The organism is Thermohalobaculum sediminis, from assembly GCF_023487995.1.
Lineage (GTDB): Bacteria > Pseudomonadota > Alphaproteobacteria > Rhodobacterales > Rhodobacteraceae > Thermohalobaculum > Thermohalobaculum sediminis.
Genome location: NZ_JAMFKN010000006.1, coordinates 95,054 through 107,963, shown reverse-complemented (window position 1 = coordinate 107,963; position 12,910 = coordinate 95,054). Strand labels below are relative to the sequence as shown.

At 71.8% G+C, this 12,910-nt stretch carries 11 protein-coding genes; 1 reads left to right on the top strand and 10 read right to left on the bottom strand.

Going from position 1 to position 12,910, the window contains the following annotated elements:
- Window positions 1-313: 313 nt before the first annotated feature.
- The 8 genes from M1105_RS13420 to M1105_RS13385 form a co-directional block, all read right to left on the bottom strand.
- Window positions 314-451 carry a hypothetical protein gene (locus M1105_RS13420; protein ID WP_249580884.1) on the bottom strand — a complete coding sequence of 46 codons (138 nt, stop codon included), beginning with the start codon at window positions 449-451 and terminating at the stop codon, window positions 314-316.
- A complete protein-coding gene (locus M1105_RS13415) occupies window positions 448-615 on the bottom strand; it encodes a site-2 protease family protein (RefSeq protein ID WP_249580883.1) in 168 nt (55 codons plus the stop codon). The genes M1105_RS13420 and M1105_RS13415 overlap by 4 nt, the downstream gene beginning before the upstream one ends.
- 392 nt (window positions 616-1,007) lie before the next feature.
- Window positions 1,008-2,729, bottom strand: coding sequence for a hypothetical protein (locus M1105_RS13410; protein WP_249580882.1), 1,722 nt, complete (start codon window positions 2,727-2,729; stop codon window positions 1,008-1,010).
- A gap of 43 nt (window positions 2,730-2,772) precedes the next feature.
- A complete protein-coding gene (locus tag M1105_RS13405) occupies window positions 2,773-3,750 on the bottom strand; it encodes a glycosyltransferase family 2 protein (RefSeq protein WP_249580881.1) in 978 nt (325 codons plus the stop codon).
- A gap of 124 nt (window positions 3,751-3,874) precedes the next feature.
- Window positions 3,875-7,039: an AsmA family protein gene (locus M1105_RS13400; RefSeq protein ID WP_249580880.1), complete on the bottom strand. Its 3,165-nt coding sequence runs from the start codon at window positions 7,037-7,039 to the stop codon at window positions 3,875-3,877.
- Between the two features lie 68 nt (window positions 7,040-7,107).
- Window positions 7,108-7,923 carry a DUF1194 domain-containing protein gene (locus M1105_RS13395; RefSeq protein WP_249580879.1) on the bottom strand — a complete coding sequence of 272 codons (816 nt, stop codon included), beginning with the start codon at window positions 7,921-7,923 and terminating at the stop codon, window positions 7,108-7,110.
- 67 nt (window positions 7,924-7,990) lie between these two features.
- On the bottom strand, window positions 7,991-8,335 hold the full coding sequence (locus M1105_RS13390) for a hypothetical protein (protein ID WP_249580878.1): 345 nt from the start codon (window positions 8,333-8,335) through the stop codon (window positions 7,991-7,993).
- Window positions 8,332-9,921: a lysine--tRNA ligase gene (locus M1105_RS13385; RefSeq protein ID WP_249580877.1), complete on the bottom strand. Its 1,590-nt coding sequence runs from the start codon at window positions 9,919-9,921 to the stop codon at window positions 8,332-8,334. Before M1105_RS13385 ends, M1105_RS13390 begins: the two co-directional genes overlap by 4 nt.
- A 182-nt stretch (window positions 9,922-10,103) precedes the next feature.
- On the opposite strand from M1105_RS13385, the gene M1105_RS13380 reads away from it, so the two are divergent.
- A complete protein-coding gene (locus M1105_RS13380) occupies window positions 10,104-10,538 on the top strand; it encodes a tellurite resistance TerB family protein (RefSeq protein WP_249580876.1) in 435 nt (144 codons plus the stop codon).
- A 96-nt stretch (window positions 10,539-10,634) separates the two neighbouring features.
- Here M1105_RS13380 and dacB read toward each other — a convergent pair whose 3' ends face one another.
- Both dacB and M1105_RS13370 read right to left on the bottom strand, forming a co-directional pair.
- Window positions 10,635-12,155, bottom strand: coding sequence for a D-alanyl-D-alanine carboxypeptidase/D-alanyl-D-alanine endopeptidase (gene dacB / locus M1105_RS13375; protein ID WP_249580875.1), 1,521 nt, complete (start codon window positions 12,153-12,155; stop codon window positions 10,635-10,637).
- Window positions 12,156-12,237: 82 nt separating this feature from the next.
- Window positions 12,238-12,837, bottom strand: a complete 600-nt coding sequence (locus tag M1105_RS13370) for a nicotinate-nucleotide adenylyltransferase (RefSeq protein ID WP_249580874.1) — start codon at window positions 12,835-12,837, stop codon at window positions 12,238-12,240.
- Between the last annotated feature and the right edge of the window lie 73 nt (window positions 12,838-12,910).

The window sequence follows — 12,910 nt, the reverse complement described above, 5'->3', positions numbered from 1 at the left end:
TGCGAACTCGTCTTCGCTAATCGGGTTGTGATTGTGAAGTCCTTCAGGCGGCGTCTTCGCTCGGGCGGATCTGCGGGCAGGCAGGCTTCATTCTTCGCTCCGTGGTCGGCGCACCCATCGAGATCGGGGGCCGCCACAAGTTGGGGCCAGAAAGGGTAGGCGCATCAATCTCAGAAGTTCCGTGCTTTCCGTCTGGCTGACGGACGCGACAACTGGTTCGACGATGTCGCCGTGCCCTGCGTCCTGCCGGACATTTCCGCCGTTGCGGATCCGTTTTGGGTCTCGTCCTGTCTCCTTGCTTGCGACTTCCGGATCAGGCGGCGCGGCCTTCGACCTCGTCGCGGCTGCCACGGAACTCGGTCCCGTCCACCCATATCCTGTGCAGGATCACTGCCAGGCGGATGATCTCTGGGCTGCTTTGGAAGCCCATGAACGGGTTCGATTTGCTCATCCCGCGACGCTACGAACCCGCCCCGACTGGCTCAAGCCGGAAGTTTCTGACAGTGCTGGGCGGAGCACCCGGCCCCCGTCGAGCGGCAAGGCAGGCACCATGTTGAAGACGGCCAGCAGGATGTTGAGCCCGCCGAGATAGGCCAGCACGCCCAGTGCCGGCACGCCAAGCCCTGCCGCGTCCCCCAGTATGCCGCAGCCCCGAGGCCCGGGTAGAGCGCCGGAAAGAGCCCGGCGGCAAGGCTCCAGGTCACCAGTACCGCGAGCACGATCCACCAGAGGTCGATCGCCACGCTGAAGCCGAGAAGGCTGAAGAGCGGAATGCGCTTTGTGAACAAGATGCACCTCTGCGCCTTCTGGACGGGCGGGGGAACGGGCGCGAGGCCGCGGCGACGCCTCTCGCCGGCACCGATCGGGTCGCGTTCCCCACGCCCTTTCAACGCCACCCGATGCCCGGCGTTGCGGGCCGCGCCGCAGCGCTGCGGATCGGCGTGTCGCCGCGATCCGGCCCCCCGGGCGCGAGCGCGCCACCGCCCGACCCGACGGGTGCGCCTAACTCAGAAGCCGGTGAAAAGCGGCGTCCGGGGCGCGGGTTCGTCGGGCCGGTAGATGCTCTCGCCCCAGCGCAGCGTCGCGGTCATGCTCTCACCGGGCGCGGCCATCCGGTGCTGCCCGCGGGCGAGGAGGACACTCTCGCCCGGCGCGACGGGAACGCCGTCGATCGTCACCGGGCCCGGGCTCTCGAGCGTGTAGCGCCCCTCGATCACGATCTCGAAGGCCGCCTCGCCGCCGCCGCCCGCCAGCTCCACGCGCTTTCCCGCGACATATATGGCGCCCCAGTGGCGGATGAAGTTGGCGCGCAGCGTCTCGATGTCCTCGCGGAACAGGCCGAACGCCGCGGGGCCGTGCTCTTCAGGCCCGAGATCGTCAAGTTCGAGCATCCGGCGATTGGCCAGGAGGAACTTCGGCTGGTCGCGCTCGAGGATGCCCCGCATCACCGGCACGCCCTGCCGGTAATAGCCCCACATTCCCCAGGCGCTCATGAAGAAGCCCGTCTTGGGGTAGGACGAGACCATCGAGCAACGGTCGATATAGGGCGTGGGCTCGGGGAACATCCGGTGCACCACCTCGAGCGTCTGCCGCTGGGCCTGCGTGTCCTGCCCCAGCGCGACGCGGTAACCCGAGACGAGCGAGAGCGCGAGCCCGATGCCCGCGAAGGCCGCCACCATCGGGCGCACGCGCGCGGGCATGAGCATCGGCGCGGCGCCGGCGAGCACGACCGCCGGCGCCAGCATGAACGGGTAGAAATATGGGAAGCTGTGGGCGTAGACGAGCAGGCTGCCCAGCATGGCGCCGCAGGCCAGGACGACCGCCCAGCGCGCCCGCGCAGCGCCCCGGGACCGCACGACGCAGGCCGCCGCCGCACCCAGCCCCGCCGCGATCAGGAGCCAGAACACCGGGTTGCGCCGGACGGCGTGGACGAACGCCGAGATCGCGTTGGCGAAGTCGCGCTCGCCGAGGGTCTTGGAGGCCGCGCCGCCGATCCCACCGATCGTCGGCTCGGTGCCCGCGAGGCTCAGCTTGTGCAGCGCAAGGCCGGCGAAGAAGACGAACCCCGCCAGCGCGCCCAGCCCCAGCGCATGCAGCAACGCCGCGCGGCGGTTCCCGGCGCAGGCAACGCCGATCAGCAGCACCGCCGCGATGCTGGGCACGTAGAGCGCCGACTTGATGGTCGCGAGCCCCGCAAGCCCGATCGCCGTCGCAGCGATGCAGGTCCGCAGGACATCGGGCGGGCGCGTGATGACCAGCCACAGCGCCGCCATCAGCAGGAACGCCGCGAGCGGATCGGTGCGGAAACTGCTGGCATGCTCGACGACGAACGAGAACGAAACATAGGCCGCCGCCGCAAGCAGCGCCGCGTCGAGGCCAAGCAGGTGCCGCCCGATGGCAAGGACGCAGGCCACCGTCCCCAGCATCAGCCCGAACATCGCCAGCCGCGCCGCCACGATCTGGTCGATCTCACCATCCGCGACCCATCGCACCCAGCCGAAGGCGTGGGCGAAGGCGGTCTGGAGCGCCCTGTCAAGCTCGCCCCGCGCCGCTTCGTGCACGATCGACAGGTGCAGGAACTCGTCCCAGTTGATCTCGTGCACGAAGGCGAGATGAAGCTGCGCGCCAAGACCGGCGAGGATCACGACCGCGAGGATCGCGCGCGCTAGGCCCGGGCTCACGAGCGCCCGCCGCACGGGGGCCGAGTTGCCTGCGGCCGCGATGCTCACCGGCCGCCCCCTGCGCCGTGGCCGCCCGGTGCCGCGGGCCGGATCACGAGGCGCCTGCGACCTGCGGGCCCTGCGCCGCCGGTTGGACCGGCTCGCGCAGCAGGTCCCGCGCCCGGATATCCTCGAGCAGCGTGCGGTTGACCGCGATCAGGTCGGCGAGGATGCCCACCGCGAACAGGATGCTCGCCATCGCCAGTAGCGCGCCCGACAGGACCAGCGACTGGATGTGGGCCCCGCCGCCATCCATGGCGAAGAGCCACAGGAACCGCGCGACGCCAACAAGCCCCGGCAATACCACCAGCGCCGCCAATGCCGTGAAGAAGCGCAGGGGCGCATAGACCACGAAGATCCGCAGGATCGTCACCGCCGATCGCAGGGTGTAGCCCCCGATGCTGCGGAACAGCCGCGAGGGCCGCGTCACCGGGTTCACGCGCACCGGCACCGAGGTGATCCGGTAGCGCTTGCGGCCGGCCTGGATGATGGTCTCGAGCGTGTAGGTGTAGGTGTTGATCACGCAGACCCGCGCCGCGGCATGGCGCGAATAGGCGCGAAACCCGCTCGGCGCGTCGGGGATCGCGGTGCCACTCGCGCGCCGCACCACCCAGCTTCCCAGCGCCTGCAACGCCTTCTTGACCGGCGAGAAGCTCTCGATCTCGAGGATCGGACGGGCGCCGACGACGATCTCGGCTTCGCGCGCCAGGATCGGCTGCACCAGCGCGGGGATATCGTCGGCGCAATATTGGTTGTCGGCATCGGTGTTGACGATCACATCGGCGCCGAGCGCGAGCGCGCGCTCGATCCCCGCCGCGAAGGCGCGCGCGAGCCCCATGTTGCAGCCCAGCCGCAGCACGTGATCAGCCCCCGCCGCACGGGCCACATCGACCGTCGCGTCGGTCGAACCATCGTCAATCACCAGCACCTCGACCGCGTCGAAGCCCTCGACCTGCCGCGGGATCGCGCGGATTGTCCGGCCCAGCGTGTCTTCCTCGTTCAGCGCGGGGATTTGCACGACAAGTTTCATGCAGCCTTCTCGCCTGGGAAACGGGCCCGGAGTCTCGTCAGCCGGGTATACCGGAAATCGGACCAGAGTAAGGCGCCGCGATCGGGTTGCCGGCGCGTTGCGGCTGCGCGCGCCGGGCAGCGCGTCAGTTCTTGCCGAGGCTTCGGAGCAGGTTGTCGAGGGTGCGCACGGCCTCTTCCTCGATGCGCGGGCGGGCGGGTTGCCCGGCGTCGGGCGACGGCGCGGGCTCGGTGGGCGGCGGCATGCGTTCGACCGTGCCATCCGCCGCGGGCGCGTCCGGCAGCGGCGCGGGTGGCTTGGCCGCTCCGGCCGTTCGGCGCGGTGCCGACATTGGCGCGGCGCCGGGCGCGAGGGCGCCGCCCTGCCCGTCCTCCGCAACCGGCGCAGGTTCGGGCTGGGGCTCGGGCACCGCCTCGGGCACGGCGCGCGCCTCGACCGAAGGGTCCGCGGGCGCAGGCGCGGGGGTCGCATCGGCCGGCGCATTGCGGCGCGAGGGGTCGAGCGTGCCCAGGAGCCCACCCAAAAGGCCCGAGACCGGATCGCGCGGCGCGGGCGGCGCCGACGCCTCGCCGCCGGCGCCCGTGGTCGTCCCCGCATCCGGTGCGGGGGTTGTCGTCCCGCCACGCCCCGTCAAGGTCCCCAGAAGCCCGCCAATCGGCCCGGTCGCGCTACTCCCGCCCTCGGTCGGCGCCTCCGCCCCGCGCCCGGTCAGCGTACCGATCACGGCCCCTGGCAGGCTGGCCGCCCCGGTGACCACCTCCTGCAGCCCGGTCGCCGCATCCACGGGCGAGCGCATGATCCGGCCGACAGCGGCGCCGAGGTCGGGCGCGATCCGCGGATTGCTCCAGCTTCCGGTGATGCGGATGGGGAAGATCGACAGCCCCGCCGCCTGCAGCGGGCCGCCCTGCCCCAGGAGCGTCGCCACCGCCCGCGGCGTCAGGGTGAAATCCTGCCGCTGCGCGCCGAGATCGACGCTTCCCACGCCGGTCACGCGCAGCAGCGGGCCGAGAAAGGCGAAATCGCTGTTCCTCAGCACGCCCTTCTCGATCGCGAAGCTTCCGGTGACCGACGAGAAGTCCGTCCGCTCGGCCGTCGTGCGCCCGGTCAGGTTCTGCGCGATCGCCGCGAGGTTGACGCCCAGAACCGCGCCATCCTGCAGGTCCAGCGCCCCGTCCCCACTCAGGCTGCGCATCAACTCGGCCATCGAGCGGCCCTGTCCGTCGAGCCGCAGGCGCAGCGCGCCGCGCCCCTCCAGCCGGTCGGAGACGCCCAGCGCGGTCAGGAGCGGATGAAGCTCGACCGACGCGATGTCGAGATCGGTCGCAAGCCGCGCCGTCTCGCGCCCGCCAAGGTCGACCCGACCCGCGACCTGACCGCCATAGAGGTCAAGCCGACGGATCTCGAGGTCGAGACGCCCGCCCGATAGCGTCGCCTGGAGCTGCGCGCGCCCCGTGCGCAGATCGCCGGCGCGGATCGAGGCGGCATCGACCGTGACCTCGGCATCGAGCGCCCCGAGCCCCGAGAGATCGAACGGCTCGCTGCTCCAGCCCCCGACGGACGTGCCGCCACTGCCGCTCCCGGCCCCGCCTGCACCCTCGCCCGGGCCGCCAAGGACGGGCGTGAGGTCGAGATCTCCCGCGGTCAGCGACGCCGTCAGCCGCGGCGGCGTCGTCGCCAGCGCGATCTCGGCGCTTCCGCGCGCCTCGGTCCCGTCGAGCGCGGCGTCGAGTTCGCTCACCGCGACGCGGTCGGGCCCGATCTCGACCCGCCCCGCCAGCCGCGCCGGGCCCATCGTGCCCGGCGGGGTCTCGGGCGCGGTACCGCTCGCCCAGGCGATCAGGCCGCGCAGGTCGGGCGTGCTCGCGCTGACCGGGCCAGTGAAGCCCGCTGTCGCGCCCAGCCGCGCGCGCCCCTCGGCGCTCGCCTCGAGCAGGCCCGGCGCCTGCGCGGCAAGCTGCAGCGTGAGCGGCCCGCCCTCGCGCCAGTCCGCGCCGCCCTCGGCCGCGACATCGAGCCGGACCGACCGGCCTCGCCACTCGGCCGTCCCGCCGCCATCGAGCTCGAGGCCAGCCGGTACCAGCCTCACCTGCGCCGCCGCCGTCATCGCGCCCAGCGGCGCGAGGCCGGGTTCGGGCGCGCCCCCGCTCGCCCAGGCCAGCGCCGCGGCAGGTGCCGCAAGCGCCACTTCGAACCGCCCGTCGAGCGTGGGCCGGTCCTCCGCCAGCGCGACCGGCCCTTCATAGACGACACGCCCCAGCCCCTCGCTCTCGGCCACAAGCGTCACGACCGCCGACGGCTCCGATGCCGTCACGTCCTCGGAGGCTAAGGAAAGGTCCACCGCGACCGCGCGCTGGCGCCATGTCATCCGACCCTTCGCGGTCGCGCGCATCGCAGTGGCATCGGTCTGGGCCATGCCCTCGACCGCGACGGGACCAAGCGCGGCCAAGCCGGGATCGAGGGGCACGCCTACGAGCGCGGCCAGCCCTGCGGGGTCGGGCAGGTCGAGGGCATATGTCCCTGCGATGCGCGGCAGCGTGGCGTCCATCCCCGCCACGTGGCCGTCGAAGCTGGCCACGCCATGCTCGCCGCTCAGCCGTGCCTCCAGCGTGATCTCTCGGCCCGCCATCAGGTCGGCGGGCGTCGCAAGCCGCGCCTCGAGCGCGATGCGACGGCCCTGCACGACGCCCTCGGCCGACAGCGTCACAGGCTCATCGAGCGCCTCGAGTGCCGCGCTCAGGTCCAACGCCTCGACCTCGACGCTGCGGCCGTCGCGCGCGTCATGCAGGCTGATCCGGCCATCGACGATCTCGGCGGCGGGTAGCGCGACGCCGCGTGGCGCTTGGCGAGCAGCCCCGGTGCCGCCCCCACCCGGCACGGCGGTCCCCGTACCCGCGGGTGTGAACTCCCAGTTCCGCCGCCCATCGGCCGCGATCTCGAGCTCGATCACGGGCTTGACCAACCGCAGGCGCCGCACCTTCAGGTCGCCGGACAGGAGCGCCACCAGCTCGACCCCGATCTCGACAGCCTCGGCGCGCACGAGGTCCGGCGCGGTCCCCCACTCGGCGTTGCCGAGCCTGACCGGCCCGGTCGCGACGCCCAGCACCGGCCAGATCGAGGCCTCGAGCCCGCCCTCGATCACCAGCGGCCGCCCGGTCGAGCGCTCGACCTCGCGCGACACCAGGGCCGCCACCTGCTCGCGCGGCATGAAGACCACGAGGACCACCGCCGCCGCCGCGGCCACCGCCGCGGCGCCGATCAGGTAGCCAAGAAGTCGCAAGATCCGTCGCATGGCATTCGTCCCGAAAACGCCCCGGCAGCGCGGCGGTTCCGCCGCCACCAGGCGCGTGCGCCCGTCTCTCAGTTCCAGTCGCCGTAGAGGTTCTCCCAGATCTTCTCGCCAATCAGGCAGTCATAGCCCGTCGCCGCCACGGGATGCACCGCGGCGCCCGCGGCCTCTGGCCGGCGCCCCGCCAGCTCCAGCACCAGCTTGTTCCGAACCGCCTGCTGGAAATGCTCCCATTCGAGGACCGGCAACATGAAGGCCGTCGGCCCACCGATCACGCATTCCCGGTAGTAGACATCGAGATCGTCGAGATGCCACTGCGCGCCCAGCCCTTCGCGCGTCATCAGCGGCAGACCGTTGATGACGATCCCCTGCGCGACCGCGTCGTCGCGCGCCCGCGTGACCGGGCGGCCCGCATTGTTCGGCCCGTCGCCCGAAATGTCGATCACCCGGCGCAACCCCGCGAAGCCGTTGCCCTCGAAGCGCGACGCCGCGAAGTCGATGGCCCCCGAGATCGAGGTCCGCTGCATCGAGCTTGGCTCGGTCGCCGTCAGGCGCCGCGCGACCACCTCGGCGTCGGCGCGGCCCCCGATCAGCGTCCAGTCGACGACCACGTTATGCAGGCTCGCGCCCGCCCACTCGATATAGGTGAGCGCGATCCTGCCATGGCCCCCGGTCTCGATCGCCTCGACCACCTCGCGGCTCGCCAACGCCTCGGCATAGCCGCGCCGCTGGATCTCGAGCTCGCGCGGGGTCATCGAGCGCGAGACGTCGACCGCCAGCACCAGCTCGACATCGACCGCGATCTCGGCCGCCGCGACGGCGCCCGCCACGCCCTGCGCGAGCGCGGCGGCAAGACCGAGCGCAACCAGGTCCAGCCGTCTGTGCATGACCCCAGCCTGCTTGCTCGCGCGCGCCTTGTCGAGAGCCGCGGACCGCAAAGTGAGGGCGGCGAGATCAGGCCGCTCCGGCAAGTCGGAACCCGATCGCGACCAGCCCGAAACCGCCCGCCATCGCCAGCACGGCCATCCGCCAGCTTCGCTGGATCGCGGCGAACTGCGGGTCCGCCCGCAGGTTCGCCGGCAGCGCGCCCGTCAGCATCTTGGCCGCGAGCGCGCGGCTCACCCGCTTGTCCTCGCTCGAGAACTTCTTGAGCACCGGCGTGCCGTAGTCCGACAGCATCCGGAACACCTCGGGGAAGCGCGAGGTAATGCAGTCGAGCGCCGCCGACAGCACGATCCGCCCCCAGATCACGCCGAGAAAGACGACCGCGATGCCGCCCCAGACCAGCGCCTGGCTCATGCCGCGGCCCCCACCAGCTCGCCCGCCAGCGCCCGGTCGATCAGAGCGACGGTCTCCTCGACGCCGTAGATCGCGACGAAGCCACCGAAACGCGGCCCCTGCTCGGCGCCCAGCAGCACCTCGTAGATCGCCTTGAACCAGTCGCGCAGCGGCTCGAAGCCGTGCTCGTTGCCGACCGCGAAGACGATGTCCTGCAAGGTCTCGCCGTCCCGCGGCCCCTGATGCGCCGCGAGCCGCCCGCGCAGGTCGGCAAGCGCCGCGCGCTCGCGTTCGTCGGGCAGGCGGTAAGTCTTGAAGGGCGCCACCCGGTCGATGACATAGCGCACCGCATGGCCCGCCGCCGCATCCAGCCCCGGATGGGTTTCCGGGCTCGCCTCGGGCGCATAGCGCCGGATGAAGCCCCACAGCACCGACTTGTCGTGGGCCGACGCGGCCGAGGCGAGGTTCAGCAGCATCGCGAACGACACCGCGAGGTCCGACTTCGGCGGATGCCCCGAATGGATGTGCCAGACCGGGTTCTCGAGCTGCTTCTCTGGCTCCTGCCCCTCATAGGCGCGCAGCTGCTGGTGGTAGTCGTCCACCGCCCGCGGGATCACGTCGAAATACATGCGCTTCGCGGTGCGCGGCTTCTGGAACATGAAGTAGCCAAGGCTTTCGGTCGAGGCGTAGGTCAGCCATTCGTCGATCGTGAGCCCGTTGCCCTTCGACTTCGAGATCTTTTCGCCGTTCTCGTCGAGGAACAGCTCGTAGATGTAGTGCTCGGGCGGGGTGCCGCCGAGGACCTTGCAGATCCCGTCATAGATCGGCGTGTTCGAGGCATGATCCTTGCCATACATCTCGAAATCGACCCCCAGCGCCGCCCAGCGGGCGCCGAAATCGGGCTTCCACTGCAGCTTGACCCGCCCGCCGGTCACCGGAACGGTGACGTCGCGCCCGTCCTCGCCCTCATAGGTGATGGTGCCGTCCTTCGCGTTGACCTCCTTCATGGGCACGTAGAGCACGCGCCCCGTCTCGGGCGAGATGGGCAGGAAGCAGGAATAGGTCTTCTGCCGCTCCTCGCGCAGGCTGGGCAGCATGATCGCCATGATCTCGTCGTACTTCTCGGCCGCGCGCAGCAGGATCTCGTCGAACTTCCCGGACTTGTAGTAGTCGGTGGCGGACGCGAACTCGTATTCGAACCCGAAGGTGTCGAGGAAGCGGCGCAGCATCGCGTTGTTGTGGTGGCCGAAGCTCTCGAACTCGCCGAACGGGTCGGGGACCGAGGTCAGCGGGCGCTGCAGGTGCTCGCGCAGCATCTCGGGCTGCGGCACGTTCTCGGGCACCTTGCGCATGCCGTCCATGTCGTCCGAGAAGCACAGAAGCTTCGTCGGGATGTCCGAGATCGTCTCGAAGGCGTGGCGGATCATCGTCGTGCGCGCGACCTCGCCGAAGGTGCCGATATGCGGCAGGCCCGAGGGGCCGTAGCCGGTCTCGAACAGCACGTATCCCTTCTCGGGCGGGCGCTTCTCGAAGCGTTTGACCAGCTTGCGCGCCTCCTCGAACGGCCAGGCCTTGGCGTTCATGGCGATGTCGCGCAGCGTGGTCATCTCGTCGTCCTTTCCCCCGATGGGTCCGGCGCCGAGTGCTAGTGCCGCCCGGCGCGGCGGTCAACTGCAATGCAGGCCCGCGCCGCCGGGTCACAGGCGCGTCATGGTGCCCGGATATTGTCTCGCATCCGCGCAGACCATACTCTCAATACTCCCGCCGCATATCCCCTCAGCGAGGCCCCATGACCACCGACTCCCTCAGCCCGCAGGATGCCCTTGTCGCCGTCATGATCGCCGTGTCGGCGGCAGACGAGCGCGTCTCGGACCGCGAGCTCAAGTGGATCTTCTCGATCATCGACATCCTGCCGGTGTTCCAGGGCTACGACCGCAATCGGGTGAGCAACGTGATCGGCGTCGTCAACGACCTGTTCGAGGACGAGGACGGGATCGACGCGCTCGTCGGCCTCGTCGACCAGGCCCTGCCCGACCACCTGCACGAGACGGCGTATGCGCTGGCCTGCGACGTCTCTGCCGCCGATGGCAGGCTCGAGATGACCGAACTCCGGCTGCTCGAGATCCTGCGCCACGACCTCAATGTCGACCGCCTCACCTCGGCGGCGATCGAGCGGGGCGCGCGCGCGCGCCACCAGCGGCTGGAGCCGCGGGGCACTGCGTGACGCTCACGCTTCACCGATCGTCCGGCAGCGCCAGTCGCACCGTCCGCCTCGCGCGCGACGAGCCTGGCCCGGCCTGCCTGCAGCCGGGAGCGCCGGCTAGCCGCGCTGCGCCACCCGGCCCGCATCGGCCATCAAAACCCAGTCGCGCAGCAGCGCCTTCTCGAAGCCGCGCGCGCGCCCCATCCAGGCCCGGTCGATCCGCGTGACCCCGCCCGAGCGCCGGTCGAGATCGTTCGAGAACATCGCGAAGGCCAGCCGCCGCCCGCCCGGCGTGACGATATAGCCCGCCAGCCCGCGAATGAGGTCCATCGTGCCGGTCTTGGCCGCGATCGTCAGGTGATCATGGTCGAGGCCATCCCCCTCGGTCGCGATCCGGTGCGGCCGCAGCAGCCGCGCGACGCCGCCGGGCAGGCGCGCGTCGCCGGGCTCGGCCCCCTCGGGCGCCGGGCGCTTGGCCGCCGCGCGCAGGAAGGCGACCAGCCGCGCGGGCGCGACGCGCGAGCGCGTGGTCAGGCCCGAATGGTTGGCGAAGGCGAAGCCCGCATCGCCGGGCGGAAACCCGGCGAAGCCCGCGGCCCACAGGTTCATCGCCGCAGCCGAGCCCAGCGGGTCGCCCGGCATGCCGCTCGCCGCCTGTCCCACGATCTCGGCGGTGAGGTTGGTCGAGTGGTGCAGCATGCCCGAGAGGATCGCGACCAGGGACGCGCTCGGCTGCGCGGCCAGCATCACCGCCTCGGGGCTTGAGCGGCCGGCGACCGGCGCGGGCAGCGCGATGCCATGCGTTGCCGCCAGCGCCGCGAACACCTCGCCCGCGTAGGCGGCGGGCTGGCGCACCGGCAACCAGCGACCGCCCTTTCGCACCAGCTCGCGGTCGGCGATGCGCCAGACCTCGATCTCGCCCTCGAAGGAGTGCATCAGCACCGGCGCGTCCCCCGCGGCCGAGACCACGCGCACCCCGCGCACATCCGGATCGAGCCTCAGCGCGCGTGCCGTGACCTTAATGTCCGAGGCCGCGGCCTTCGCCGGCCACTCGACACGGACGCGGTTGAAGTTGAGGTTGAGCCACGAAAGCGCCGGGTTGTAGGCCGCGTCCTCCGGCTGTTCAGGGTCGATCGCCGCGATCTCGGGCGCGGGGCCGGGATCGACCACGAAGCGCCCGGCGACGCGGCGCACCCCCTTCTCCTTCAAGGCCAGAACGAGCGGCAGGAGCGCGTCGGTGTCGAGTTCGGGATCGCCCCCGCCGGCAAGGATCAGGTCGCCCGCCAGCAGATCGCCCTCGATCCGCCCGCGCGTGGCGAGACGGGTCGCGAAGCGATGCGCCGGGCCCAGCCGCTCGAGCGCATAGACCGCGGTCGGCAGCTTGGCGACCGAGGCCGGCGCCATCGGCATGTCGGCGTTGCGCGCGTCCAGCACCTCGCCGCTGTCGAGATCGACCGCGAGCCAGCCGGACACCCCGCTCGGCGCCCGCGGCAGCGACTGGCGCGCCGGCGCGACGGCGCTGGCCCGACCGCCGGGCCGCGGCCTTGGCAGCGGCGCCTCGAAGGCGAAGGCCCCCGGTGCGAGCGCGGTGGCACACAGGCCCGCCAGCACCGCCCTTCGCCCAAAGCGATCCGTCATGGCTCCCCCGACACGCTGCGAATTCCCCCGCGAGAATCCCAGACCCGCGCCGCCGGCGCAAGCGCCCGTCACCGCCAGCGGATCATGGCCAGTCGCCGCGCGCGCGGATCGCGGTCGACGAGACGGGCGACATCGCCCCGGTCAGCAGCACCCAGCCCGGCCGCCCGCCCCGGCCCAGCCCAGCCGCCGCCGATTGCGGCAGGCGCAGACGGGCGAAGCGCCGCGCCGCCGGCGACAGGCCCGCGCGCACCTGCTCGCCCGGCCGCGCCATCACGCCGACGGGGTGGCGTGCCAGGATCTCGTCCCAGCGCTCCCATTGATGGAAGCCCACGAGGTTGTCGGCACCCATCAGCCAGACGAAGCGCACGCCAGGAAAGCGCGCCGCCAGCCGCTCCAGCGTGTCGGCGGTGTAGCGGCTGCCGAGCCGCGCCTCGATGTCGGTGACGCGCACGCGCGGATCGCACATCATCGCGCGCGCCGACGCGAGGCGCCGGGTCATCTCGGCCGGACCGCGCTGCTTCAGGGGGTTGCCGGGCGAGACCAGCCACCACACCCGGTCGAGCGCGAGCGTGCGCAGCGCCCAGCGCGTGATGTGCACATGCCCCGCATGCGGGGGATCGAACGAGCCGCCGAGCAGGCCGATCCGCTGGCCGGGCATCGCGATGAGGTCGCAAGGGAACATGGGGCTCGGGCGGGTCCTGATGACGAGGGCCCGGACGGGCCGCGGCGGGGCATGGCCATGCGATGGCCGGCAA

Bases quoted from the DNA above. Each gene is read 5' to 3' on its own strand.
- M1105_RS13420 (WP_249580884.1), bottom strand. From the start codon at position 451: ATGAGCAAATCGAACCCGTTCATGGGCTTCCAAAGCAGCCCAGAGATC.
- M1105_RS13405 (WP_249580881.1), bottom strand. From the start codon at position 3,750: ATGAAACTTGTCGTGCAAATCCCCGCGCTGAACGAGGAAGACACGCTG.
- M1105_RS13400 (WP_249580880.1), bottom strand. From the start codon at position 7,039: ATGCGACGGATCTTGCGACTTCTTGGCTACCTGATCGGCGCCGCGGCG.
- M1105_RS13395 (WP_249580879.1), bottom strand. From the start codon at position 7,923: ATGCACAGACGGCTGGACCTGGTTGCGCTCGGTCTTGCCGCCGCGCTC.
- M1105_RS13390 (WP_249580878.1), bottom strand. From the start codon at position 8,335: ATGAGCCAGGCGCTGGTCTGGGGCGGCATCGCGGTCGTCTTTCTCGGC.
- M1105_RS13385 (WP_249580877.1), bottom strand. From the start codon at position 9,921: ATGACCACGCTGCGCGACATCGCCATGAACGCCAAGGCCTGGCCGTTC.
- M1105_RS13380 (WP_249580876.1), top strand. From the start codon at position 10,104: ATGACCACCGACTCCCTCAGCCCGCAGGATGCCCTTGTCGCCGTCATG.
- dacB (WP_249580875.1), bottom strand. From the start codon at position 12,155: ATGACGGATCGCTTTGGGCGAAGGGCGGTGCTGGCGGGCCTGTGTGCC.
- M1105_RS13370 (WP_249580874.1), bottom strand. From the start codon at position 12,837: ATGTTCCCTTGCGACCTCATCGCGATGCCCGGCCAGCGGATCGGCCTG.